This is a genomic window from Janthinobacterium sp. SUN120 (assembly GCF_030397735.1).
In the GTDB taxonomy this organism is placed as follows: domain Bacteria; phylum Pseudomonadota; class Gammaproteobacteria; order Burkholderiales; family Burkholderiaceae_D; genus Janthinobacterium; species Janthinobacterium kumbetense.
Window position 1 is genome coordinate 534664 of sequence record NZ_JAPUBW010000003.1, and the last position, 24986, is coordinate 559649.

26 protein-coding genes are annotated in these 24986 nt (G+C 63.7%); 20 read left to right on the top strand and 6 right to left on the bottom strand.

Annotation, left to right across the window (positions count from 1 at the left end; translation table 11 throughout):
* Positions 1–65: 65 nt before the first annotated feature.
* The 4 genes from O0879_RS20290 (at position 66) to O0879_RS20305 (ending at position 5318) form a co-directional block, all read left to right on the top strand.
* Positions 66–3080 carry an ExeM/NucH family extracellular endonuclease gene (locus O0879_RS20290; RefSeq protein WP_289918406.1) on the top strand — a complete coding sequence of 1005 codons (3015 nt, stop codon included), beginning with the start codon at positions 66–68 and terminating at the stop codon, positions 3078–3080.
* A gap of 10 nt (positions 3081–3090) precedes the next feature.
* Positions 3091–3729, top strand: coding sequence for an NF038129 family PEP-CTERM protein (locus O0879_RS20295; protein WP_251350027.1), 639 nt, complete (start codon positions 3091–3093; stop codon positions 3727–3729).
* 195 nt (positions 3730–3924) lie between these two features.
* The gene (locus tag O0879_RS20300; RefSeq protein WP_289918409.1) at positions 3925–4635 is read left to right on the top strand and encodes a winged helix-turn-helix domain-containing protein; all 711 of its coding nucleotides are present in this window, start codon (positions 3925–3927) and stop codon (positions 4633–4635) included.
* Positions 4635–5318 carry a LuxR C-terminal-related transcriptional regulator gene (locus tag O0879_RS20305; protein WP_289918469.1) on the top strand — a complete coding sequence of 228 codons (684 nt, stop codon included), beginning with the start codon at positions 4635–4637 and terminating at the stop codon, positions 5316–5318. Before O0879_RS20300 ends, O0879_RS20305 begins: the two co-directional genes overlap by 1 nt.
* Positions 5319–5324: 6 nt before the next feature.
* Here O0879_RS20305 and O0879_RS20310 read toward each other — a convergent pair whose 3' ends face one another.
* Entirely contained in the window at positions 5325–5690 is a 366-nt protein-coding gene (locus O0879_RS20310) for a protease inhibitor I9 family protein (RefSeq protein ID WP_289918410.1), read from the bottom strand.
* 262 nt (positions 5691–5952) lie between these two features.
* Here O0879_RS20310 and gspG point away from each other — a divergent pair, with 262 nt between their 5' ends.
* The 12 genes from gspG (at position 5953) to O0879_RS20370 (ending at position 16065) form a co-directional block, all read left to right on the top strand.
* Positions 5953–6396, top strand: coding sequence for a type II secretion system major pseudopilin GspG (gene gspG, locus O0879_RS20315; RefSeq protein ID WP_034782166.1), 444 nt, complete (start codon positions 5953–5955; stop codon positions 6394–6396).
* Positions 6397–6432: 36 nt separating this feature from the next.
* On the top strand, positions 6433–7638 hold the full coding sequence (locus tag O0879_RS20320) for a type II secretion system F family protein (RefSeq protein WP_289918412.1): 1206 nt from the start codon (positions 6433–6435) through the stop codon (positions 7636–7638).
* A complete protein-coding gene (locus O0879_RS20325) occupies positions 7638–9341 on the top strand; it encodes a GspE/PulE family protein (protein ID WP_289918471.1) in 1704 nt (567 codons plus the stop codon). The genes O0879_RS20320 and O0879_RS20325 overlap by 1 nt, the downstream gene beginning before the upstream one ends.
* Complete coding sequence (locus tag O0879_RS20330) at positions 9334–10152, top strand: hypothetical protein (protein WP_289918414.1); 819 nt, start codon at positions 9334–9336, stop codon at positions 10150–10152. The genes O0879_RS20325 and O0879_RS20330 overlap by 8 nt, the downstream gene beginning before the upstream one ends.
* The gene (locus tag O0879_RS20335; RefSeq protein ID WP_289918415.1) at positions 10149–10697 is read left to right on the top strand and encodes a hypothetical protein; all 549 of its coding nucleotides are present in this window, start codon (positions 10149–10151) and stop codon (positions 10695–10697) included. The genes O0879_RS20330 and O0879_RS20335 overlap by 4 nt, the downstream gene beginning before the upstream one ends.
* Positions 10694–11290 carry a hypothetical protein gene (locus O0879_RS20340; RefSeq protein WP_289918417.1) on the top strand — a complete coding sequence of 199 codons (597 nt, stop codon included), beginning with the start codon at positions 10694–10696 and terminating at the stop codon, positions 11288–11290. The genes O0879_RS20335 and O0879_RS20340 overlap by 4 nt, the downstream gene beginning before the upstream one ends.
* A complete protein-coding gene (locus tag O0879_RS20345) occupies positions 11287–11808 on the top strand; it encodes a hypothetical protein (RefSeq protein WP_289918419.1) in 522 nt (173 codons plus the stop codon). Before O0879_RS20340 ends, O0879_RS20345 begins: the two co-directional genes overlap by 4 nt.
* A complete protein-coding gene (locus O0879_RS20350; protein WP_289918473.1) occupies positions 11808–13823 on the top strand; it encodes a secretin N-terminal domain-containing protein in 2016 nt (671 codons plus the stop codon). Before O0879_RS20345 ends, O0879_RS20350 begins: the two co-directional genes overlap by 1 nt.
* Entirely contained in the window at positions 13820–14311 is a 492-nt protein-coding gene (locus O0879_RS20355) for a type II secretion system protein (RefSeq protein ID WP_251350037.1), read from the top strand. Before O0879_RS20350 ends, O0879_RS20355 begins: the two co-directional genes overlap by 4 nt.
* Positions 14312–14314: 3 nt before the next feature.
* Positions 14315–14698 (top strand): prepilin-type N-terminal cleavage/methylation domain-containing protein, encoded by a 384-nt coding sequence (locus O0879_RS20360; protein WP_289918421.1) that lies wholly within the window; start codon positions 14315–14317, stop codon positions 14696–14698.
* 5 nt (positions 14699–14703) lie between these two features.
* The gene (locus O0879_RS20365) at positions 14704–15345 is read left to right on the top strand and encodes a type II secretion system protein (RefSeq protein WP_289918423.1); all 642 of its coding nucleotides are present in this window, start codon (positions 14704–14706) and stop codon (positions 15343–15345) included.
* A gap of 222 nt (positions 15346–15567) precedes the next feature.
* Positions 15568–16065 carry an FxDxF family PEP-CTERM protein gene (locus O0879_RS20370; protein WP_077401053.1) on the top strand — a complete coding sequence of 166 codons (498 nt, stop codon included), beginning with the start codon at positions 15568–15570 and terminating at the stop codon, positions 16063–16065.
* Between the two features lie 160 nt (positions 16066–16225).
* Here the strand turns inward: O0879_RS20370 and murJ are convergent, their stop codons facing one another.
* Complete coding sequence (gene murJ, locus O0879_RS20375; protein ID WP_289913529.1) at positions 16226–17773, bottom strand: murein biosynthesis integral membrane protein MurJ; 1548 nt, start codon at positions 17771–17773, stop codon at positions 16226–16228.
* Positions 17774–18081: 308 nt separating this feature from the next.
* Between murJ and rpsT the strand changes: the two genes are divergently transcribed.
* Positions 18082–18348, top strand: coding sequence for a 30S ribosomal protein S20 (gene rpsT, locus O0879_RS20380; RefSeq protein ID WP_010395935.1), 267 nt, complete (start codon positions 18082–18084; stop codon positions 18346–18348).
* Between the two features lie 162 nt (positions 18349–18510).
* Here rpsT and O0879_RS20385 read toward each other — a convergent pair whose 3' ends face one another.
* The 3 genes from O0879_RS20385 to O0879_RS20395 form a co-directional block, all read right to left on the bottom strand.
* Positions 18511–18954, bottom strand: coding sequence for a DUF192 domain-containing protein (locus O0879_RS20385; RefSeq protein WP_251350039.1), 444 nt, complete (start codon positions 18952–18954; stop codon positions 18511–18513).
* Positions 18955–19132: 178 nt separating this feature from the next.
* A complete protein-coding gene (locus O0879_RS20390) occupies positions 19133–19459 on the bottom strand; it encodes a hypothetical protein (protein ID WP_143451357.1) in 327 nt (108 codons plus the stop codon).
* Positions 19460–19566: 107 nt separating this feature from the next.
* Positions 19567–20130: a pseudouridine synthase gene (locus tag O0879_RS20395; protein WP_099665051.1), complete on the bottom strand. Its 564-nt coding sequence runs from the start codon at positions 20128–20130 to the stop codon at positions 19567–19569.
* A gap of 292 nt (positions 20131–20422) precedes the next feature.
* Here O0879_RS20395 and icd point away from each other — a divergent pair, with 292 nt between their 5' ends.
* A complete protein-coding gene (gene icd, locus O0879_RS20400; RefSeq protein ID WP_289906125.1) occupies positions 20423–21676 on the top strand; it encodes an NADP-dependent isocitrate dehydrogenase in 1254 nt (417 codons plus the stop codon).
* A 92-nt stretch (positions 21677–21768) separates the two neighbouring features.
* Here icd and O0879_RS20405 read toward each other — a convergent pair whose 3' ends face one another.
* Complete coding sequence (locus tag O0879_RS20405; protein ID WP_010395943.1) at positions 21769–21972, bottom strand: cold-shock protein; 204 nt, start codon at positions 21970–21972, stop codon at positions 21769–21771.
* Between the two features lie 321 nt (positions 21973–22293).
* Here O0879_RS20405 and clpS point away from each other — a divergent pair, with 321 nt between their 5' ends.
* Positions 22294–22596 (top strand): ATP-dependent Clp protease adapter ClpS, encoded by a 303-nt coding sequence (clpS, locus tag O0879_RS20410; protein WP_034751577.1) that lies wholly within the window; start codon positions 22294–22296, stop codon positions 22594–22596.
* Positions 22593–24893: an ATP-dependent Clp protease ATP-binding subunit ClpA gene (gene clpA / locus O0879_RS20415; protein ID WP_035825884.1), complete on the top strand. Its 2301-nt coding sequence runs from the start codon at positions 22593–22595 to the stop codon at positions 24891–24893. The genes clpS and clpA overlap by 4 nt, the downstream gene beginning before the upstream one ends.
* The last annotated feature ends 93 nt before the right edge of the window (positions 24894–24986 follow it).

Sequence of the window (24986 nt, forward strand, 5' to 3'; positions counted from 1 at the left end):
ATTTTGTCAAGAACAGCCTGCCAGCGCCTGTCCGGGTTGGCGTCATCTTACCGACCAGGAAAACCATGAATGTCCACCTTGCCATCCCGTCCGTCCCGCGCTCGTCCCTGCGTAAACCGTTGCGCCTGACGGTCATGGCCGCCGTGCTGGCCAGCCTGTCCTTGCCAGCCCTGGCCGTGTCCGATGTCGTCATCAGCCAGGTATATGGGGGCGGCGGCAATACGGGCGCCGTGTACCGCAACGATTTCATCGAGCTGTTCAACCGTGGCGCCAGTCCCGTCAACCTGAGCAACTGGAGCGTGCAGTACGGCGCCGCCGCTAATACGAGCTGGTCCGTGACGGCCTTGCCGGCTATCGATTTGCAACCTGGCCAGTATTTGCTGGTCCAGCAAGCCAAGGGCACGGGCGGCACGCAAGACTTGCCGACGCCGGACGCGACGGGCACCCTGGCCATGTCCGGCACGACGGGCAAGGTACTGTTGAGTAATAGCAAGACGGCCCAGGTGGGCGCCAGCCCCACGGGTGCGGCCGTCATCGACCTGGTCGGCTTCGGCACGGCCAACGGCTTTGAAGGCGCCGTGGCGCCCGCGCCCTCGAATACCCTGGCGATTCTGCGCGCCAATGGCGGCTGCGGCGACACGGACGATAACAGCGTGGATTTTGCCACCGGCAGCGTGACGCCGCGCAATACGGCCTCGCCGCTGAATGTGTGCGGCGGCCCCGTCGTGCACAAGATCATCACCAGTTGCCCCGCCAGCCTGGCCTTGGCCGTGGGCAATGGCGGCAGCGCCGTGCTGCGCGCGTCCGACGCGGATGGCGTCGTGAACGCCGCTACCTTGAGTTCGCCGGCCGTGGCCGGCATCAGCCTGGCCAACTTCAGCGCGGCCGGCGTGGCGGGCGAAAGCGCCATGGTCAGCCTGCTGGTGGCCGCTGGCGTGCCGGTGGGCAACTATCCCGTCATCGTCAGCTTCAGCAATGACCAGCAGCAGACGGCCACCTGCAAGGTGGATGTCGCCGTGCAAGGCCTGGCCGCCGTCAGCCACACGATTCCGCAAATCCAGGGCAGCGGCGCGGCCAGCCCCTACGCCAATTCCGTGCAGACGACGGAAGGCGTGGTGACCCTGAAAGTGGGCACGGGCTTCTTCATCCAGGACGCGGCCGGCGACGGCGATCCATCGACGTCGGACGGCATCTTCGTGTACACGGGCGCGACGACCACCACCGTGCAGCCGGGCGAACTGGTGCGCGTGACGGGCACGGTGTTCGAATACACGCCCACGGGCGCCAAGAATTCCTACACGGAATTGAAGGACGTGACGGCCATCCTCACGCAAAGCGCGGGCCACGGCATCGTGCCGACGAATGTGACCTTGCCGAACGACAAGCTGGCCGCCGTGGAAGGCATGCTGGTGCGTTTCACGCAGCCCCTGACCGTGTCGCAAAACGCTTACCTGGGCGTGCGCGGCGAGCTGACCCTGTCGGCGGGCCGGCGCGAAGTGCCGACCAACCGTTATCCGGCCGGCTCCGCCGAGGCGCAAGCCTTGATCGCCGCCAATGCGAACAACCTGATTGTGCTCGATGATGGCATTTTCGTCACGCCGCCCACGATTCCCTACATCGGCCAGGACAACACCGTGCGCAGCGGCGACACGGTGGCCGACCTGACGGGCGTGGTCGATTTCGGTGCCATCGGCGGTGGCGGCGCCGCGTATAAATTGCAGCCGACGCAGACGCCGCAGTTTTCGCGCGATAACCCGCGCACGGGCAGCCCGGAACTGCCATCGGGCAACGTCAAGGTGGCCAGCGCGAATGTGCTGAATTTCTTCACGACCTTTACGAATGGCAACAATATCTTTGGGCAGACGGGGCAGGGCTGCACCTTGGGCGCCTCGACCACCAAGTCGAACTGCCGCGGCGCCGACAACCTGGCCGAATTCGAGCGCCAGCGCGACAAGATCGTGGCCGAACTGAAAGCCATCGATGCGGATGTGGTGGGCTTGATGGAAATCCAGAACAATGGCGAAATTGCCGTCACTTACCTGGTCGACCAGCTGAACGCGGCCATCGGCGGCGTCACGTACGCCGTGGTGCCGAAGCCGGCCGCCACGGGCACGGACGCCATCCGCGTGGCCATGATCTACAAGCCGGGCAAGCTGGGCCTGGTGGGCGGCGCCTTGTCGGACGCCAACGCCATCAACAACCGGCCACCGATGGCGCAAACTTTTCTTGCGAGCAATGGCGAGAAATTCTCGCTGATCGTCAACCACCTGAAATCGAAGGGCAGCTGCCCTTCGAGCGGGCTGGACGCGGACCAGAACGATAGCCAGAGCTGCTGGAACGCCACCCGCGTGCAGCAAGCCCAGCGCCTGGTGGGCAGCTTCGTGCCGCAGGTGGCGGCCGCTGCCGGCGACGCTGACGTGCTGGTCATCGGCGACTTGAATTCCTATGGCGCGGAAGACCCGATCCAGGTCATCACGGGCGCCGGCTTCGTCAATGAACTCGAGCGTTTCGTGCGGCCGTCCGGCATGCCGTATTCGTATGTGTTCGGCGGCCAGAGCGGCTACCTCGACCACGCGCTGGCCAGCGCGTCGCTGAGCCCGCAAGTGGCCGGCGTGGCCGAATGGCATGTGAATGCGGATGAGCCGGAAGTGATCGACTACAACATCGATTCGGCCAAGCCGCAAGACTTGTACAACGCCTTGCCTTACCGCGCCTCGGATCACGACCCTGTCGTCATCAGCCTGGATTTGCAGCCCGCCTACCGCGACATCACGGCCGCCGTCTCGACGGCCAGCTCGGGCCTCGCGTACAACCGCGCGACGCAAAAATACACGGGCACGTTCTCGTTCACCAACACGGGCACGAGCGCCCTGGCCGGCCCGTTCCAGGTGGCGTTCGGCGGCTTGCCGGCCGGCGTCAGCCTGGCCAATGCCACGGGCACCCATGCGGGCGCCGCATATGTCACCGTCAACGCCGCCAGCCTGGCGCCGGGCGCGACGGCATCGTTTGCCGTCAGTTTCACCAATCCGTCGAAAGTGACGATCACCTACTCGGCCAGCATCTACGCCGGCAACTTCTAAGGACACCATCATGTTGACAACAAAACTCCATCCGGCCCTGCGCCGCGCCGTGCTGGCCGCCGTGCTGGCCGCCAGCTCCAGCGTGGCGCTGGCGGACCCGCTAGCCTATCGCGTGGAAATCGACACGAGCGCCTTTTCCGGCGCCGGCTTCCTCGACTTCGCCTTTATCGCCGGCAACAGCCCCGCGCCGGGCGCCAGCGCCGTGCTCAGCAATTTTTCGGGCGCGTTCGGCGCGCTGGAATCGCTGGAAGGCAATGTCAGCGGCAGCGTGCCCGGTACCTTGACCTTCGGCAATAGCGGCGCCTACAACGACTGGTTCCACAACGTGACCCTGGGCGGCAAGTTCGGTTTCAACGTCGTCTTCGGCGGCGACTTCCTGAACACGGCCGGCAACGCGGGCACGACGTTTGGCGTGGGCTTGCTCGACTACACGGGTATGGCTTACCTGGGCAATGCGAATGGCAACCTGCTGCAATTCGAACTGACCCCGCTGAACGGCGGCTTGCCCGCCAGCATAGCCGGCAGCACCTACGCCAGCATCGCGACGATCTCGGCCGTGCCGGAAGCGTCGGAATGGATGATGCTCACGGGCGGCCTGGCGCTGATCGGTTTTGCCCTGCGCCGCCGCCAGTTCGTCACGCCAGCATAAATAGTCGTTGTCCCGCCTGAACACAGCGCGCCTTCGGTGCGCTGTGTTTTTTTTCGCCTATTTATTCGGAATAGCTATAAATCAGGAAACTAAATTGTATTAGTCACCGTTTTACGCTTGATGCATAGTCAAAAACTTGTCGTGCCGTCTAGTTTCTCAGGGAGGGCCGCCCACTTTTTTCGGGAGGATGCATCGATGCGCCGTCATATTCTGCTGCTGGATCCTGCGCCAGCCTCGCAAGCCTTGCTGGTGCATAACCTGCAAGGCGCCGGCTACCGGGTCAGCTGCGCCGTGGATGCGCGCGGCGCGCTGGCCTTGCTGGCCGCCGATCCGCCCGACGTGCTGCTGCTGGAGTGGGAATTGCCCGATGCGTCCGGCATCGCGCTGCTGCGCCAGGTGCGCCAGGATGGCCTGCTGTGCGACTTGCCTATCATCATGGTCAGTGCGCGCGACAGCGAACAGGACAAGGTGCTGGCCCTGGAAAGCGGCGCCGACGATTATCTGTGCAAGCCCGTCGGTCCCCGTGAAATGCTGGCACGCGTGCATGCCTTGCTGCGCCGCCGCGCGCCAGCGGCCTTGCGCGCAGGCTCAAGCGCGGACGGCGCCGCCTTGCGGCTCGATCCGCACACCCGGCGCGTGACGGCCGGCAGCGTGCCTGTCAGCCTGGGCCGCGTGGAATTCAAGCTGCTGCATTTTTTGATGGACCATCCGGGCCGGGTGCATAGCCGCGCGCAACTGCTGGACCAGGTGTGGGGCCATGCCGCGTATCTGGACGAACGCACGGTCGACGCCCACGTGGGCCGCCTACGGCAGGCTTTGCTGCCGGGCGGCTGCGGCCACCGCATCGAAACCGTGCGCGGCAGCGGCTACCGCTACCTGGCGTTTGATACCGCCGTGTGCGCCTGATGTTGCTGACGGGGCGGGAACAGGAATACTTGCTGCACGCCATACTCGGCGCGCATGGCATCGCCGCGCCCGGCGATTTCTTTTTGTGGAGCCAGGGGCCGCTGCAGGCGCTGCTGCCGCATGCCGTCCTCGTCTGCGCGCAACTGGGCGCCGATGGCGGCGTGGTGCGCAGTGCGGCCTGGCATAGCGCGGTGCTGGCCGAGGCCGAGGTGCGGGACTTCAGCGACCCGCGCCACGGACAGGTGGCCCGGCTGGCGCAGGCCTGGCGCGCAGGCGGGCGGCGCGTCGCCCTCATCGACGGGACCCTCGTGCATGGCAGCGCGGGTGCTGGCGGCGGCAGTTTCTTTGCCCTGTTCCGTGCCCCCTGCGCTGCCTGGCCCGACCCGGCGCGCCAGGCGTACGTGCTGGAATTGCTGCTGCCCTGCCTGCATCTGCATTGGCTGGCGCTGCCGGACGGCGCGCAGGCAGCTCCCGCCGGGGCGGCACGCGCGGCCAGTGCGCGCGAGCTGGAAGTGCTGCACTGGGTCAGCATCGGCAAGAGCAATGAAGAGGTGGGGCAAATCCTCGGCATCAGTGGGGGGACCGTGAAAAGCCACTTGCAGCGCATCTATAAATTATTGGGGGTGAGCAATCGCACGCAAGCCGTCTCGCGCGGCATCGCGCTGCGCCTGCTGGCCGCCTGATGCCGCTTAGCGCTGCGGCCGGGGTGCGGCGGTCCGGTGCGTGCCGCCGCTGTTGAACTGATCCTCGGTGCCGGGCGCCACCCGCGCGACGAGGGGGCTGGCGCGCAGGCGCTGGACTTCGGCCGGCGTCAGCAGGGCGGCAAAGCCGTTCAGCGCGGCCGTGTAGTCATATTGCACGGTGGCATCGGGCACCAGCGCCAGCACGGCGCGCCGTCCCGCTTCCCGCTGGGTTTCCCGTTGCGCTGCGTCAGGCGGCGTCAGTTGAAGGCGCAGTTCAACAACATAGGGCTGCCGCTGCTGCGGCGCCGATGCGCCGGCAGGCAGCACGCTGGCGGCGGCCAGGATGGCAAGGCTGAAACGGATTGCAGACATGCAAGCTCCCAAGGCAGGCGGCGTGGCCGCACATGCGCCGATTGTACGCCTGCCGCAGGGCAGGTGGCGCGCGACTTGCGTTAGTGCAAACGCGATGGTTTCCCCTGGGATTTTGTTGTTTTCAGTACAAACAAAAGATTGTATTAACCATAAGCGGCATGGTAGCCTGCTAGGCATCAGGCAGGCGCGCGCCGCCTGTGCGCGGCCACCAGCGGTGCACATGGCGGCAATGTATTGAAGGTAGGCAATAAGGAGTTACCGGATGCATGCAGCACACAGGCAGAACCTTGCAGCAACGCGCCATGCGCGCGGCTTTACCTTGCTCGAATTGCTGGTCGTCATCGTCATCATCGGCTTGCTGGCGGCGTATGTCGGCCCCAAATATTTCGCCCAACTGGGCAAATCCGAAGTGACGGTGGCCAAGGCGCAGATCGAGGCGTTTGAAAAATCGCTCGACACCTACCGCCTCGACGTGGGGCGCTACCCGACCACGGAAGAAGGCCTGGCCGCGCTGCTGGCCGCGCCGCCCGCCGCCGGCACGCGCTGGAATGGCCCCTACCTGAAAAAGGCCGTGCCGCTCGACCCGTGGGGCCATGCCTATCAATACCGCGCCCCGGGCAGCAAGGGCGAATATGACATCGTCTCGATGGGCAAGGATGGCCAGCCGGGCGGCAGCGGCGAGAACGCCGACATCAGTTCGCAATAACGCCAGCACCATTCTTTTTCCTACGGACAAGCCATCATGCAGTTCGAAGTACGCGCGCTTTCCACGGACCAGGTCGTAGCAACCTTGCATACGTGCGTGATCGACGGCCGCGACGAAGCCGACGCGCGCCGCCAGGCCGAGGCGCGCGGCCTGTTCGTCAGCGCCATCCGCCCGCTGCGGGCCACGCCGTTCAGCGCGGCCGGCCGCCAGCGCGCGCGGGCCTTGCCCCTGCTGCTGTTCAGCCAGGAGTTGCTGGCGCTGCTGAACGCGGGCCTGGGCATCGTCGAAGGGCTGGAAGCCTTGCTGGAAAAGGAAGCGTCGCCGGCCACGCGCAGCGTGCTCACGCGCCTGCTGGAAGGCTTGCGCGAAGGCAAGCGCTTTTCCGCCGCCCTGGCGGAGCAGGCGGAACTGTTTCCTCCCTTGTATATCGGCATCGTCAAGGCGGCCGAAGGCACGAGCGACTTGCCGCGCGCCTTGTCGCGCTACATCGATTACCAGCAGCGCATCGATACGGTGCGCAGCAAGATCGTCAGCGCCGCCATCTATCCCGCCATTTTGCTGGCCGTGGGCGGCGGCGTCAGCGCCTTCCTGATCAGCTATGTCGTGCCCCGCTTCGCCGAGGTGTACCAGGGCGCGGGACGCAACTTGCCGTGGATGTCGCAAGTTATGCTCAGCTGGGGCCAGTTCGTCACGCAGCATGGCGTGCTGCTGTTGCTCGGCCTGCTGATCACGGGCGGCGTCGCATGGTCGGCCGTGCGCCGCGTGCTGCGCCATGGCGGCGTGGCGCGCCTGCTGGCGAAGTTGCCCGGTATCGGCGAGCGCGTGCGCATCTATGAATTGTCGCGCCTGTACCTGACCCTGGGCATGCTGGCCGAAGGCGGCATCACCATCGTGCAGGCGATCGCCACCGTGCAGGCGATGGTGTCGCCGGGCATGCAGGCGTCGTTGCAGCAGGCGCGCGGCGCCATCGAGGCGGGCCAGCCCCTGTCGTCCGCGTTTGAGCAATATCAACTGACGACGCCCATTTCCCTGCGCATGCTGCGCGTGGGCGAGCGCACGGGCGACATGGGGCCCATGCTGACGCAGTCGGCGGCCTTTTATGACGGCGAAATCAGCCGCTGGATCGACCGTTTCACGCGCACCTTCGAACCCTTGCTGATGGCCGCCATCGGCCTGGTCGTGGGCGCCATCGTGATCCTGCTGTACATGCCCATCTTTGACCTTGCCGGCGATATTTCATGATGCAGAGCGCAGCCGAATCCCCCGTGGCCAGCGTGGCCATCGATCCCGCGCTGCTGCAGCGCGCGCGCCTCCTGTGCCGCCAATCGAAGCGCAGCCTGGTCGAGGAATTGCAGCAGCTGAGCGGCATCGAGGCGCGCGCCGTGGTGCGCGAACTGGCGCGCCCGTTCGGCCTGGACGTGCTGGAAACGGCCGACATGCTGGCGTTGTCTCCCGCCTTCGACGTGCTGCCCCTGTCGCAGGCGCTGGCGCGCCACAGCGTGCTGCTGCGCGCCGCCGACGGCCAGCTGGTGGGCGTGATCGCCGACCCCTTCGACCTGGACCTGCAAACCTGGCTCGGCGCGCGCGCGGGGCAGGGCGCCTTGAGCATCCGCCTGGCGCTGCAGGCCGACATCGGCGCCTACCTGTCGAAGCAGGAAGAATCGGCGCGCGCCGTCGACAGCCTGCTGCCCGGCGCCGCCACCGACGCGCGGCGCGACGGCAAGACGGCCGCCGTGCTGTCGTTCGCCAGCGTGTCGGAAGCGGCCAGCCCCGCCGTCAAGCTGGTCAACTCGACCTTGTATGACGCGCTGAAGGCGGGCGCTTCCGACATCCACCTGGAAAGCACGGCCGGCGGCCTGGCCGTCAAATACCGCGTCGACGGCGTGCTCGATCACGCCACGTCCGTCAACGGTATCGAAGTGGCGGAGCACATCATCTCGCGCCTGAAAGTGCTGGCCGAACTCGATATCGCCGAGCGCCGCGTGCCGCAGGACGGCAGCTTCCGCGTCGAATCGGGCGGGCGCGAAATCGATTTGCGCGTCTCCATCATGCCCAGCATCCATGGCGAGGACGCCGTCATCCGCATCCTCGACAAGCGCGCCATGATCGAGGCGTACGGCGCCCTGACCCTCGAAGCGCTGGGCTTTGACGCGCCGTCGCTGGAAGCCTTGCGCGCGCTGGCGCAGGAAGCCTACGGCATGCTGCTCGTCACGGGCCCCACGGGCTCGGGCAAGACGACGACTCTGTATGCGGCGCTGACGGAAATCCATAACGGGCGCGAAAAGATCATCACCATCGAAGACCCCGTCGAATACCAGCTGCCCGGCATTCTGCAGATTCCCGTGAATGAGAAGAAGGGGCTGACCTTTGCCAAGGGCTTGCGCTCGATCCTGCGCCACGACCCCGATAAAATCATGGTGGGCGAGATCCGCGACCGCGAGACGGCGGAAATCGCCGTGCAATCGGCCCTCACGGGCCACCTGGTGCTCACCACCGTGCATGCGAATAACGTCTTCGACGTGTTCGGCCGTTTTACCCACATGGGCATCGATCCGTATGCGTTCGTCTCGGCCCTGAACGGCATCTGGGCGCAGCGGCTGATCCGCACCAACTGCCCCCATTGCGCTACCGAATATACGCCGGACGATTCTGAACTGGCCAGCGTGGGCCTGGCGCGCGCCGACGTTGATGCATATCAATTCAAGCAGGGCAAGGGGTGCGGCGACTGCCGCGGCACGGGCTACAAGGGGCGCCGCTCGATCGCCGAAATCCTCGTGCTGACCGATGAAATCCGCGAACTCATCGTCGACAAGAAGCCGATCCGCCAGATCAAGGCGGCCGCGCATGCGAACGGCACGCGCAGCCTGCGCCTGGCGGCGCTGGAACTGGTCAAGCGGGGCGCCACCACCATCACGGAAATCAAGAGGGTCACCCTGCATGCGTAGAAGTTATGGACTGGGACTGCGCCTGGGCGTGGCGGCGGGCAAGGTGAGCCTGTGGCGCAGCAGCCGCTGGCGCGCGCCCGTCTGGACACCGCTGGGCGAAGCCGCGTATGTGCCGGGCGACACGCTGCACGGCGACTTTGCCGCCCTGGGGCAGGCGTTGGAACAGATTCTGCCGGCCGGCGAGTACGCGGGCTGGCCCCTGTCCGTGGTGCTCGACGATGGCTTGGCGCGCCTGTGGCAAGTGGATATGCCGCACGGCGCCGCGCGCCTGGCCGATATCGAGGCGGCCGCCGCGCTGCGCTTCCAGTCGCTGTATGGCGATCCTCCCGGCCTGTGGCACAGCAGCAGCGCCTGGGATGCGCGCGCGCCTTTCTTTTGCGCCGTGCCCCGTGCCCTGCTGGCGCAGCTGACGCGCGTGGCGGCAGCGCGCAAGCTGGCCCTGATTTTCATCACGCCGCAATTCGCGCGCCACTGGAACCGCTGGCACGGCGCGCTGAAACCGGGCGCCTGGTTCGGCCAGCTGCAGGAGAATGCCTTGACCCTGGGCGTGCGGCACGATGGCCGCCTGCGCGCCGTGCGCGCGCTGCCCGTGCCGCCCGGCGCGGGCCAGGATTGGCTGGAACATACGCTGGCGCGCGAGGCGCTGCTGCAAGGCGTGCCCGCACCGGCGCTGCTGCAGCTGTGCGGCGCGCCGCCAGCGCTCTGGCTGGCGCCGGCGGCAGCGTTCCGCTGCCAGATTTTTTCCGCGCCGGACGGGGAAGGCGCCTTGTCGCCGGCCGCCCGGCTGGCCCGCAGCGGAGGCGTGGCATGACGCGCCTCGATATCGATTTCGCGCCGCCCGGCTGGCGCCGCAGCCTGCACCGCGTGCCCGCATGGGCGTGGATGACGGGGGCGCTGGGCGTGGTGCTGGCCGTCACGGCGGCCTGCAGCGGCAGCGCCGCGCTGCAGCGCCAGCAACTGCGCGAGGGGCAGTTGCAGCGCGCGCAGCAGCGCGTGATGGCCTCCATGCAGGGCCCCGCGCCTGCGCCGCAAATCGCCATCGCGCCCGCGCAGGCGGCGGCCGTGAATGCGGCCATCCTGCAATTGAACCTGCCGTGGCGCGACTTGCAGGATGCGCTGGCCAGCGCCACGCCGCCCGCCATCGCGCTGCTGGCGCTGGAACCGGATGCGCGCAAGCGCGTGCTGAAGATCACGGCCGAGACGACCGGCAGCGACGCCATGGTGGCCTACATCGCGCAACTGAAGCAGCAGGAGCTGTTTGGCGCCAGGGTGCAGCTGCTGCGCCATGAAATCAATGCGCTCGACCCGAATAAACCCTTGCGCTTCCAGCTCGAAGCGCGCTGGGGCTCGCCATGATGGCCATCGATATCAATATCCTGCGCCTGCGCGCGCAACTGCTGCTGCGCCGTCTGGGCGCGCCCGCCTGCATCGCCGTGGCCTTGCTCGCGCTGGGCGTGGCCGCCTGGGCGTGGGCCTGGCAGCAGCGGGCCGTGGCGGCGCAGCTGGAAGCGCGTCCGTTACCTGCGCCATCGCTGGACGTGGCCATCGCGGCGCCGCCGGCGACGTCCAGCGAAAACCTGGCGCGCTTTTATGCGGCCCTGGGACAGCAGCGCCACGCGGAGCAGCAGGTCAAGCAGCTGTTCGACCTGGCCGCGAAGAACGGCTTGCTGCTGGCGCAGGGCGAATACAAGAGCGGCTACGACAAGGCCAGCAAGGTCGCCACATACCAGGTGACCTTGCCGCTGAAGGGCAGTTACGGGGCCGTGTGGCAGTTCGCGCTGCAGGCGCTGCGCGCCGCTCCCTTCGCCTCGCTCGACGAACTGAGTTTCCGCCGCGAGCAGATCGCCGATACGCAACTGGAAGCGCGCTTGCGCCTGACGTTTTATTTGACCGAAACGCAGGCCGAAACGCAGGCCGATGCGCAGGCCGATGCGGGAGGCGCGCCATGACGCCGCGCCATTGGCTTATGCTGGCCGGCGTGCTGGGCGCGGGCGCCTTGCTGCTGTTCGGCGAGCGCCAGCCCGTGGCCGACGTGGTCGAAGCGGTGGAGCGGGCCGTCGCGCCCGCGCGCCATGCGGCCGTCAAGGCGCCGGCCGCGCAGCCGGCCATCCTGGCCCTGCTGCCGCGCAGCGAAGTGGCGGGCGAGGAGGGCGAGACCTTTGGCGGCGCCGACGGCGTCTTCCAGAGCCAGAACTGGAATCCGCCGCCGCCGAAAATGGCAGTGACGGCAGCGCCGCCGCCACCGCCGCCGATGGCGCCGCCGCTGCCCTACGTCTACCTGGGCAAGGCGGCCGCCGACGGCGCCTGGGAAGTGTTTTTGTCGCGCGCCGACAAGACGTATATCGTGCGCGCCAATACCGTCATCGATGGCGCCTACAAGGTCGTGACGATCGCGCCGCCCGTCATGACGCTCACTTATCTGCCGTTGAACCAGCTTCAGCAGCTCAACATTGGAGTTTCCGAGTGATGTCTCGTTCCTTTTCATCGGCGCTGCTGCTCTTGCTGCTGTCCGGCTGCGCAGGGCAGCAAGCCTACCGCGACGGGCGCGAGTTGATTGCGCAAGATCAAGTCCCGGCCGGCCTGCAAAAACTGCAGGAAGCGCTGCAGCAAGACCCCGGCAACGCGCAATACCGCAGCGCCTATCTGCAGGCGCGCGAGCGGGCCACCGGCAGCCGCTTGCAGCAGGCCGAGCGCCAGGCGCAGGCGGGGCAGGGCGAGCTGGCGCGCGCCTCCTTCATGAGCGTGCTGGAAATCGATGCGCAGAACGAGCGGGCCAACAGCGGCTTGCGCGCGCTTGAACGCGAGCAGCGCCAGGGGAAATTGCTGGCCGATGCGCGCACGGCCCTTGAGGCAAAACAATACGACCCCGCGCGCCAGCGCCTGAACGCCATCCTGACGGAGCAGCCGAATCACGCGGGCGCGCGCGCGCTGCTGCGCGAGGTCGATGAAAAGACGGCGCCGCCCATCGTCGAATCGGGCCTGGCCAGGTCGTACAAGCAGCCGATCACGATCGAGTTTCGCGACGCGCCGTTAAAACAGGTGTTCGAGCTGATCGCGCGCCGTTCCGGCCTCAATTTCGTCTTCGACAAGGACGTCAAGGCGGATGCGAAAACGTCGATCTTCCTGAAAAACAGCACGGTGGAATCGGCCGTCTACTTCCTGCTGGTGACGAACCAGCTGGAACAGCAGGTGATGGATGCGAACACCATTTTGATCTATCCCAATGTGGCGGCGAAATTGAAGGAATACCAGGAAGTGCTGGTGAAAACCTTCTTCCTGGCGAACGCGGACGCCAAGCAGGTGGCCAACACGCTCAAGACCATCCTCAAGACGCGCGACGTGGTGGCCGATGAAAAACTCAACCTCGTCATCGTGCGCGACACGCCCGAGGCGATCCGCCTGGCCGAGCGCCTGATCGCGCTGCAGGACGTGCCGGAGGCGGAAGTGGTGCTGGAACTGGAAATCCTCGAAGTCAAGCGCAGCCGCCTGATGGAGCTGGGTGTGGCCTGGCCATCGAGCCTGACCTTGACGCCGCTCAGTACCTCGGGCGGGATCGGGTTGACCATCAACGACTTGAATAATCTGAATCAGCGTACTCTCGGCGTGAGCAACCTGGCCGTGACGGCGAACGCCAACAAGACGGACGGCGACGCGAACATCCTGGCCAACCCGCGCATCCGCGTGCGCAACCGGGAAAAGGCGAAATTCGTCATCGGCGACAGGGTGCCCGTGGTGACCACCACGATTTCGCCGGGCACGGGCGGCTTCGCTTCCGAATCGATCAGCTACCTGGACGTGGGCCTGACGGTGAACGCCGAGCCGACCATTTATTTGAACAATGAAGTGGGCATCCGCATCTCGCTCGAGGTGAGCAACCTGGGCGCGGCCACCACCACCCGGAGCGGCTCGACCCTGTACCAGATCGGCACGCGCCAGGCGTCGACCATGCTGCAGCTGAAGGATGGCGAAAACCAGGTGCTGGCGGGCCTGATCAACAATGAAGAGCGCAGCTCGGGCAACAAGGTGCCGGGCCTGGGCGACATACCCGTGCTGGGCCGCCTGTTCGGCAGCAGCAAGGACGATAGCCAGAAGACGGAAATCGTGTTGTCGATCACGCCGCACCTGGTGCGCACGGTGCAGCGCCCGGAAGCGAAGGAGTCGGAGTTTTCCGCCGGCACGGAAGGCAGCTTCCGCCGCCGGCCCGACATGGCGGTCAAAGTGCCCACGCAGATGCCGGGCACGGTGATCGTGCGTTCCGGCCCGTCGGCCGTCGGCATGCAGCCGGCGCCGGCGCAGCAGCTGATGGCGCCGGGCCAGGTGCCGCCCGCCTTGCCGCAGAGCGTGCCGGCGCAGGAAGTGGCGCCGTCGCCCGAGCCGGCCGCCTCGCCCTTGCCGATCTCGGCTGGCCAGCCCGTGCCGCTGCAGGCGTCGCCCTTGCCGCTGTCATCGAGCCAGCCGGTGCCGGTGGCGCCCGCCAAATGAGACTGGCGCATGCGCAGGGCGGGCCAGGCGGCTTCACCCTGATCGAGCTGCTGGTGACCCTGGCCATCCTGGGCGTGCTGGCCACCCTGGTGATCCCCGTCACGCAGGTGACGGTGCAGCGGCGCCAGGAGCAGGAATTGCGGCGCGCGCTGCGCGAGATCCGCCAGGGCCTCGACGCTTATAAACGGGCCGGCGACGAAGGCCGCGTCATGCGCACGCCCGACGCCAGCGGCTATCCGAAAAGCCTGGAGCTGCTGGTCGAGGGCGTGCCGGACCAGCGCAACCCGAAGCGCAGCAAGCTGTTTTTCCTGCGCCGCGTGCCGCGCGACCCGTTCAATGCGGACGCGGGCCTGAGCGATGCGCAAACGTGGGGCAAGCGCAGCTATGCCAGCGAAGCGGCCGAACCGCGCGAGGGCGACGATGTGTACGATGTGTACTCGACTTCCAACAAGACCGGCCTGAACAACGTGCCTTACCGTCTATGGTGAACCATGCCTGTCCCTGACCGCGCGCGCGGCTTTACGCTGATCGAGCTGCTGGTGGTGCTCGGCATCGTGGCGCTGTTGCTGACCCTGGCCGTGCCCCGCTACTTTCCCAGCCTCGACAAGGCGAAGGAAACCGTGTTGGCGGACAATTTGCGCAACCTGCGCACGACCATCGACCAGTTCCACGGCGATACGGGACGTTATCCCGATACTTTGGAGCAACTGGTCGAAAAGAAATACCTGCGCGCCATGCCCATCGACCCCATCACGGACAGCGAATCGACATGGCTGATCGTGCCGCCGCCCGACGATACGCCGGGCCAGGTGTATGACGTGAAAAGCGGCGCGCCCGGCAAGGACCGCAGCGGCACGCCGTTCGTGGACTGGTAGCGGCCATGCACCGTCCTGCGCGCCGCCAGCGCGGTGTTACGTATCTGGGCCTGATCATCCTGGTCGCCATCCTGGGCCTCGTGGGGGCGGCCGGGCTGAAAATGGGCTCCTTGCTGCAGCGCCAGGCGGCCGAGCAGGAGCTGCTCGACATCGGGGCGGAGTTTGTCGATGCGCTGCAGAGTTACACGGGTGCCACGCCCGCCGGCCAGCCGCAGCATCCGCCGACCCTGGCCGCCTTGCTGCGCGACCCCCGCTTTCCGCAGGTACGCCGCCATTTGCGCAAGCTGTATGTGGACCCCGTCACGGGACGCGCCGAATGGGGCTTGCTGTACCAGCCCGGTGGCCAGGGCATCATCGGCGTGCATAGCCTGTCATCGTCCGCGCCCTTAAAAGTGGGCAATTTCGACGCCCGCTTCACCGGTTTCGAAGGCAAGTCGCACCTGTCCGAGTGGCTGTTCGTCGCCGGCGGGCCCGTGCCGCCGGCGGGACTGGTCCTGGCGCCGGCAGACGCCGCCGCGCCGCCCTCCGCCGCGCCGCCCGTCTTGTTTCCGCCGCCGCATCCGGCTGCGCCAGCATCCGAACCGTCGGCGCCCGAGGTGGTGGAGCCGGAGGAAGAGGCCGGCGCGCAAGCGCGCAATCCACTTTAACCATAAGTCAACGATGAAGAATACAGGGATAACTATTTTCACCTGGAAATTCATCTTGACCTGGAACCATTTCATAGAGGAAATACTTTCAATAAATGAAATTTCAATAAAATAATTACAAGTAATTTGATGTCTTTATGCTACCATCCTTCCTGGTACTTTCAGTACTAAAGCGATGGCTGGCCCACCTGGCGGCCATAAATTACTTTTAAGGGATAATTTATGAAATTGAAATTTATCGCGGCAGGCATTCTGGCTGCAGCATCGTTCAGCGCATCGGCGGCCACCTACAATCTGGGCATCCTGGATCCAAGCGGCTTCGATACGCGGGCATCGATCACCACCAATTTCGCCGCCAATTCGGTGGTCGATGATTTGTGGACCTTCAAACTGCTGACCCCGTCGTCGACCTCGTTTGGCGCATTGCAAACGTTTTCCGTTGCCGAAGGCGCGATCAGCAACTTCGCCGCCACCCTGGTGGGCTATGGCGACCTGACCCTGACGTCGGTGGCCGGCATCCAAAGCCTGAGCTGGGCCGGTTCCCTGGCGGCGGGTACCTATGAGGTGCGTGTTTCGGGCTTGACCGGTTTGCAGAATGGCCAGTACGTGGGCACGGTCTCGGCCTTGCCTGTGCCGGAACCGGAAACCTACGGCATGCTGTTGGGTGGCCTGGCGCTGGTCGGTTTCGCCGCCCGCCGCCGCGCCCGCAAAGCTGTTTGATTTTTGCTGGCAAGAATGACAAAACCCGCCGAGGCGGGTTTTTTTGTTTCTACTGCATGATTACATATGCGATTGCGACAACATGTGCAGGACTAGGCGCCCAGTCGAAGGCAGTACGCCAGTACGGCGAGACGCAGGCAACAACGTCCTGCCCATGCTGTCAAGCGTGGCGCTTGAAATCGCGGAAGCGGAAGCCAACCGCAAATAACGTCGCAAAATACGCCACGCCGCACAGGGCCACCACCAGGGCCAGCGCGCCGGCCCGCAACAGCGGATGGGCTTGCATAGCGATCCAGTCGATGCGCATGGCGCCAGCATACGCCACGCCGCCCATCACGACGAGTGCCGGCAGCAGGCGCAGGAAGAACTTGGCCCAGCCCGGTTTCGGCTGGTAGATGCCGCGCTTGCGCAAGCCCCAGTACAGGAAGCTGGCGTTCAGGCAGGCGCCCAGGCCGATCGACAGGGCCAGGCCGGCCACGGCGATGTAGGGCACGAATAGCAGATTCATCAGTTGCGTGGCGATCAGCACGCCGATGGCGATTTTCACGGGCGTGCGGATATCCTGGCGCGCATAGAAGGCGGGCGCCAGGGTTTTCACCAGGATGATGCCGATCAGGCCCAGGCTGTAGGCCACCAGCGGCTGCGTCGACATGGTCACGGATTCAGCCGTGAACTTACCGTAGTGAAATAATGTCGCGATCAGCGGCGTGGCCAGGGTCGCCATGCCGACGGCGGCGGGCAGGGCCAGCAGGAAGGTCAAACGCAAGCCCCAGTCCAGCAGGGCCGAGTATTCCGTCTTGTCGCCATCGACATTCGCCTTCGACAGGCTGGGCAGCAAGATGGTGCCCAGGGCCACGCCCAGCATGGCGGTGGGGAACTCCATCAGGCGGTCCGCATACGACAGCCAGGAAATGCTGCCCTCGGCCAGGCGCGACGCGATACTCGTGTTGATCATCAGGCTGATCTGCGCTGCCGAGACGGCAAACACGGCCGGCCCCATCTTTTTCAGCACGCGGCGCACGCCGCCGTCGGACAGGCCGATGGCGGGATTGATCGACAGGCGCGGCAGCATGCCGATCTTGATCAGCGCGGGTATCTGGATTGCCACTTGCAGCAAGCCGCCGGCGAACACGGCAATGGCCATGGCGTAGATCGGCTGTTTCAAGTGCGGCGCGAGGAACAGCGAGGCGGCGATGAACGACAGGTTCAGCAAGACGGGGGTGAACGCGGGTATCTTGAATTCGCGCCAGGTATTCAGGATGCCGCCGGCCAGGGCCACGAAAGACATGCAAGTAATATAAGGGAACATCAGGCGCGTCATCCACACGGCCGCGTCGAAGGCCCCTGGGTCCTTGGACAGGCCCGTGGCGATCGCGTACACGAACCAGGGCGCGCCGACGATGCCGATGGCGGACACGAGCAAGGTGGCCCAGACGAGGGTGGTGGCCACATGGTCGGCCAGTTGCTTGCTCGCTTCCTGTCCATGCTGGTTCTTGTATTCAGACAAGATCGGCACGAAGGCTTGCGAGAAGGCCCCTTCGGCAAACAGGCGGCGCAACAGGTTGGGAATGCGGAAGGCAACGATGAAGGCGTCCGTGTAGGCGCCGGCGCCAAAGGCGCGCGCGAACAGGCTTTCGCGCAATAATCCGGTTACACGGGACAGCATGGTCATGCTGGAAATGGCGGCGAGGGTTTTAAGCAAGTTCATGGGGGCAGATTATAGCCGGGCGCGGTACCGGCAAACGGTTAAAATATGGTAACAAGCGGGTAACAAGCGGGGCCGATTCGCCCTTGTCAGGCCCATTTTCAGGTGATTTTGGCATCACACACGGTTTTTTGATTTGCCCCCGCTTGAAAATATCGCTATAATCGAAGGCTGTACAGAATTCTGTTACGCAGACACTAATGTTTGACAGGCACTGGTTTGGCACACATGGTTCGGCAGACGCACAGAACGCACCGGTTGGCAAACACTAATGTTTGCAAACGCACTTTGACCCTGTTTTAGGAAATTCCATGGCAAATACCGCACAAGCGCGCAAACGCGCTCGTCAAGCAGTTAAGCAAAACGCACACAATTCGTCCCAACGTTCGACCTTGCGCACGGCTATCAAAGCTGCTCGCAAAGCGATCCAGGGCGGCGACAAGGCAGCTGCTGCTGCAATCTTCCAAGCATCCGTGTCGACCATCGACCGTATCGCTGACAAGAAGATCATCCACAAAAACAAGGCAGCTCGCCATAAGAGCCGTCTGGCAGCTGCTTTGAAAGCACTGTCCGCTTAATATTCGCCAGCAGGCAAGCCGCCACGGCGGCCTTGCCTGTGCCGGTACGCTGGCACTGGTTGAAAAGCAAAAACCCGCAGATTCATTCTGGCGGGTTTTTTCGCGTTTTTTCAGGATTTTTTGCGGCCGTGCCCGCCAGCGGCAGGCTGCGGCCGCGCTGGCCTAGCGTGTCCCTGGCAAGTTGCCGATGCTCATGCCCGGCTTGATGTTCTTTTGCTTGAACCAGCCCAGGTTCATTTCCAGCGCATAGCGCACGGGCACGGTCTTCGTGGAGCAATGGCTGTCGAGCGTGTGCGGCTGCATGTCTTCGATGTTGACGATCTTGCCGCCGGCATCGATAAAGGCCACGGACAGGGGCAGCGGCGTGTTTTTCATCCACATGCATTGCGTCGATGGGTTGCCAAAGACGAACAGCATGCCCGCATTGGCCGGCATCTTTTCACGGTACATCAAGCCCTGTTCGCGCTGCTCTTCCGTGGCGGCCACTTCCGCCTGGATCAAATGCATGCCAGCCGACAGTTGCACGCTCTTTGTTTGAGCTTGAGCAATGTTGGCGCCGGCCAGCAGGGCGATGGACAGGCTGAGATGACGTAGGGAATTTTTCATGGGGCGGGACGGTGGCTGCGAAGCGGCGATTAAGCCATGCTGGCGGCTGCCTGGTCAAGCATGCTGCCTGTCCGCGCCGAAAGCGTGGGGTTACAGCAACATGGCTGCTGCCGTAACCCCGGGAATTACCCTTGCTGGGAATTACCCTTGCTTCTTCTTACTTCTTACTTCTTGCTGCTTACTTCACCGGCTTGCCTGCCTCGGCGGCCGGCTGCTTCGCCTTGCGGGCCTGGGGAACCAGGCGCGGGGCATCCGTTGCGGCCGAAGCCTTGGTCGATGCGCCCGAACGCGCCGCATCCGTCGCGGCCGAAGCGTTGACGGTGGCCGACGCCGGCGGCACCGGCTTGACGGCGTCGGTCGCGGCCGACGCATGGCTGGCTGCCGAAGCGGGTGGCGGCTTGACGGCATCGGTCGCGGCGGAAGCGTGCACCTTGGCGCCCGATTGCGCCAGTGCGGCGCCGGCAAGCAGGGAAGCGGCCAGGGCCAGGATTACTTTTGTCATCATCTTTCCTTTTCTATCATGTTAAGGTGAGATGATTTTAATGCATTATCTAAAAATAAATAGTGCATCTTGGCAAAATTCGGCGCCGGGGACGTTTTTTCTTGTCCGGTTCACGCTTTTCCAATGTTCTCGGCCGGCACTTCGCACCATTCGCCGGGCAGCAAGGGGTGGCTGGCCAGGGAAAACGGGCCGATGGCGCTGCGCACCAGGCGCAGCGTGGGCAGGCCGACGGCGGCCGTCATGCGCCGCACTTGCCGGTTTTTCCCTTCTTTCAGGGTGATCGCCAGCCATGAGGTGGGCTTGTCGGCGCGCGCGCGGATCGGCGGATTGCGCGGCCACAGCCAGTCCGGCTCGGCGATGCGCACGGCCTTGCACGGCTTGGTGATGAAGTCGCCCAGGTCCAGCGGCGCCTGCAGGCGCGCCAGGCTGGCCGCATCGGGCACGCCGTCGACCTGCACCAGGTAGGTTTTCGCTTCCTTGCGGTCCGGGTGGCTGATCTCGTGCTGCAGGCGGCCGTCGTCCGTCAGCAGCAGCAAGCCTTCGCTGTCGGCGTCGAGCCGGCCGGCCGGGTAGATGCCGGGGATGGTGATGTGGTCGGCCAGGGTGGCGCGGCCCTCCTGCGGCGAAAACTGGCACAGGACCTGGAATGGTTTATTGAAGAGGATGAGTGGCATGCTGGTAAGGGAATTGATGTAAGCGATGGTGGCTGCTGATCGGCGCCGCAAAAGCGTGGCGCCCTGTAAGATACTGGTGCATAATGTGAAATGTTAGTCTTATGTCTTATAGAAGACTTGAGGCGGTATGGCAATGCGGTTCTTTGGCGCCGCGGGTGGCCCGGGTGTTCTTTCCCTGCTAAAGTGCGTTGTTGCCGCCCTGTTCGGACTTGTTTTTGTAAACTCTGCAACCGCAGAGCGCGTCGCCGGCCTGCGTTGCCCGCCAGCGGTGTGTCCCACTTCGGAGATCACGATGTATCAACATATCACTGTACCTGCTGACGGCCAAAAAATCACCGTCAACGCCGATTTTTCGCTGAATGTACCAGATAATCCCATCGTTCCCTTCATTGAAGGCGATGGCACGGGCATCGATATCAGTCCGGTCATGATCAAGGTGATCGACGCGGCCGTGGCCAAGGCCTACGGCGGCGCGCGCAAGATCAGCTGGATGGAAATCTATGCGGGCGAAAAAGCGACGAATGTGTACGGCCCCGATGTGTGGCTGCCGGAAGAAACCTTGGCCGTGCTGAAAGATTACGTGGTTTCCATCAAGGGCCCGCTGACCACGCCCGTCGGCGGCGGCATCCGCTCGCTGAACGTGGCCTTGCGCCAGCAGCTCGATCTGTACGTCTGCCTGCGCCCCGTGCGCTACTTCACGGGCGTGCCATCGCCCGTGAAAGAGCCGGAAAAGACGGACATGGTGATTTTCCGCGAAAACTCGGAAGATATCTATGCCGGCATCGAATACCAGCAAGGCTCGCCCGAGGCGAAGAAATTGATGGATTTCCTCGTCAATGAAATGGGCGTGACCAAGATCCGCTTCCCGGCCACGTCGGGCCTGGGCATCAAGCCCGTTTCCATCGAAGGCACCGAGCGCCTGGTGCGCAAGGCCATCCAGTATGCGATCGACAATGACAAGCCATCCGTGACGATCGTGCACAAAGGCAACATCATGAAGTACACGGAAGGCGGCTTCCGCGACTGGGCATATGCGCTGGCGCAAAAGGAATTCGGCGCCGAGCTGATCGATGGCGGCCCGTGGTGCAAGTTCAAGAACCCTAGGACGGGCCGCGACATCATCGTCAAGGATTCCATCGCTGACGCGTTCCTGCAACAGATTTTGCTGCGTCCGGCCGAATACAGCGTCATCGCCACCCTGAATTTGAACGGCGATTACATTTCCGACGCGCTGGCGGCGCAAGTGGGCGGCATCGGCATCGCGCCGGGCGCCAACCTGTCCGACTCCGTCGCCATGTTCGAAGCGACGCACGGCACGGCGCCGAAGTACGCGGGCAAGGATTACGTGAACCCCGGTTCGCTGATTTTGTCCGCGGAAATGATGTTGCGCCACATGGGCTGGCTGGAAGCGGCCGACCTGGTGATTTCCTCGATGCAAAAGTCGATCGCCTCGAAGCGCGTCACCTATGATTTCGCCCGCCTGATGGAAGGCGCCACGCAAGTGTCGTGCTCCGGTTTCGGCCAGGTGATGGTCGAGCACATGTAAAGGAAGCGGGGCAGGGTGCTGCGCGCCCTGCGGACGAAAAAAAACCCCACTTCAAGGAAACGGGGTTTTTCACATCTGAGGGCCGGCGATGCTTAGGCTGCTTGGATGTTGGAAGCTTGCTTGCCTTTAGGGCCTTGCGTGACTTCGAATTGAACTTTTTGACCTTCTTTGAGGGTCTTGAAACCGTTCATGTTGATTGCGGAGAAATGAGCAAACAAATCTTCGCCGCCATCATCTGGAGTGATGAAGCCAAAACCTTTGGAATCATTGAACCACTTAACTGTACCTGTTGCCATAAAAAGAACTTTCAAAATTAAAACAAATCACACGAGCCATAAAAGCAAGAAGCTTCTTGCCCCCTCCTCGACGTCTCACTTCTTATCAAGCTGTACATTACTGCAACAGTCGATACAGCATTGTTGGCGGAATAAATAATGAAGTCAAGCGCTTTTCCATCGATATTGCCAAATTCTTCACGACAACCAAAAAAGCAACTCTTGATTTTGACGGCAAGGTCGCCATCTGCGCACTATTAAGAAAACGCGTAAGATTGAAAACAATTGGAAAGGCGTAGATATTGCGCATGACAACCACTGTGAAAGCATTAGAATAAGCGTATGGCAACCAAGCACGACACAGAAACCCTGCTGGAGCGGCAAGTGCTGAAGCCGCCACCGCTCTACCAGGTAGCCTTGCTCAATGACGACTACACCCCCATGGAATTTGTGGTGGCCATCATTCAGGAGTATTTCAACAAGGACCGTGAAACGGCGACGCAAATCATGCTCAGTGTTCATCGCTACGGCAAAGGAGTGTGCGGCGTGTTCTCTAAAGATATAGCGTGTACCAAAGTGGAGTTCGTTTTAACGCATGCGCGCAAGGCGGGGCACCCCCTGCAGTGCGTGATGGAGGAAGTATGATTGCGCAGGAATTAGAAGTAAGTTTGCACATGGCGTTTGTCGAAGCTCGGCAGGCACGGCACGAATTCATCACGGTTGAGCATTTACTGCTGGCACTGCTGGACAATCCCTCCGCTGCCGAGGTGTTGCGTGCCTGCGCGGTCAATATTGAAGACCTGCGCAAGACCCTCACCAATTTCATCGGCGATAACACGCCGACCGTGCCTGGCACGGGCGAAGTCGACACCCAGCCGACGCTTGGTTTCCAGCGCGTGATCCAGCGTGCCATCATGCACGTCCAGTCCGCCTCGAATGGCAAGAAGGAAGTCACGGGCGCCAATGTGCTGGTGGCCATCTTCGGCGAAAAGGATTCGCATGCTGTCTACTACCTGCACCAGCAGGGCGTGACGCGCCTGGACGTGGTCAATTTCATCTCGCACGGCGTGCGCAAGGACCAGTCGACGGAAAGCGCGAAAGCCTCCGAAGGCGTGGAAGAGGCACCCGTCGATGGCCAGCCGAAGGAAAGCCCGCTCGACCAGTTCACGCAAAACCTGAACAAGGCCGCTGCCGAAGGCAAGATCGACCCGCTGATCGGCCGCGAGGAAGAAGTCGACCGCGTGATCCAGATCCTGTGCCGCCGCCGCAAGAACAATCCGCTGCTGGTCGGCGAGGCGGGCGTGGGCAAGACGGCCATCGCCGAAGGCCTGGCCTACCGCATCACGCAAAGCGATGTGCCGGAAATCCTGCAGAATGCCGTCGTATATTCGCTGGACATGGGCGCCTTGCTGGCCGGTACCAAATACCGCGGCGACTTCGAACAGCGCCTGAAAGCCGTGCTGAAACAACTGAAGGACAATCCGAACGGCATCCTGTTCATCGACGAGATCCACACCATCATCGGTGCGGGCTCGGCGTCGGGCGGCACGCTGGATGCGTCGAACCTGCTGAAACCGGCACTGGCCAACGGCCAATTGAAGTGCATCGGCGCGACCACGTACACGGAATTCCGCGGCGTGTTTGAGAAAGATCATGCCTTGAGCCGCCGCTTCCAGAAAGTGGACGTCAACGAGCCAACCGTCGAGCAAACCGTGCAAATCTTGCGCGGCCTCAAATCGCGCTTCGAAGAGCACCACGGCGTGAAATACTCGGCCTCGGCCCTGTCGACGGCGGCCGAACTGGCGGCGCGCTTCATCAACGACCGCCACTTGCCCGACAAGGCGATCGACGTCATCGATGAAGCGGGCGCGGCGCAGCGCATCTTGCCGAAGTCGAAGCAAAAGAAAACCATCGGCAAGGCCGAGATCGAGGACATCATCGCCAAGATCGCGCGCATTCCGCCGCAAACGGTCAACCAGGACGACCGCAGCAAGCTGCAGACGATCGACCGCGACTTGCGCAATGTTGTGTTCGGGCAAGATCCCGCCATCGACGCGCTGGCTTCGGCCATCAAGATGGCACGTGCCGGCCTGGGCAAGACGGACAAGCCGATCGGCTCCTTCCTGTTCTCCGGTCCGACGGGCGTGGGCAAGACCGAAGTGGCGAAACAGCTGGCCTTCATCCTCGGTATCGAGCTGATCCGTTTTGACATGTCGGAATACATGGAACGCCACGCCGTCAGCCGTCTGATCGGCGCGCCACCGGGCTACGTCGGTTTCGACCAGGGCGGCTTGCTGACGGAAGCGATCACCAAGAAGCCGCATGCGGTCTTGCTGCTCGATGAAATTGAAAAAGCCCATCCGGACATTTTCAATATCCTGCTGCAAGTGATGGATCACGGCACCTTGACGGACAACAATGGTCGCAAAGCCGATTTCCGCAACGTGATCATCATCATGACGACGAATGCGGGCGCGGAAAGCTTGCAAAAGACGTCGATCGGCTTCACCAACTCGAAGCAGGCTGGCGACGAGATGGCCGACATCAAGCGCATGTTTACGCCGGAGTTCCGCAACCGCATCGACGCGACCATCAGCTTCCGGTCGCTGGATCAGGAAATCATCCTGCGCGTGGTCGACAAGTTCCTGATGCAGCTGGAAGAGCAGTTGCACGAGAAAAAGGTCGAAGCCGTGTTTACCGAGAAGCTGCGTGCTTTCCTCGGCAAGAAAGGTTTCGATCCGCTGATGGGCGCGCGGCCGATGGCGCGCCTGATCCAGGACATGATCCGCAAGGCCCTGGCCGACGAGCTGCTGTTCGGCCGCCTGGTGACGGGTGGACGGGTCACGGTCGACCTCGACGACAAGGACCAGGTCTTGCTGGAATTCCCGGAACCGCCAGATGCGGCGCCGACGGCTGCGCCGGAAACGGTGGAAGTGGAATAAGCTTCCTGCCGTCAACAAAAACCCGCCCACGCAAGTGGCGCGGGTTTTTTTACGCCCGTAAGTGAGTAATGGAAACTATTATGCAAATTGCCT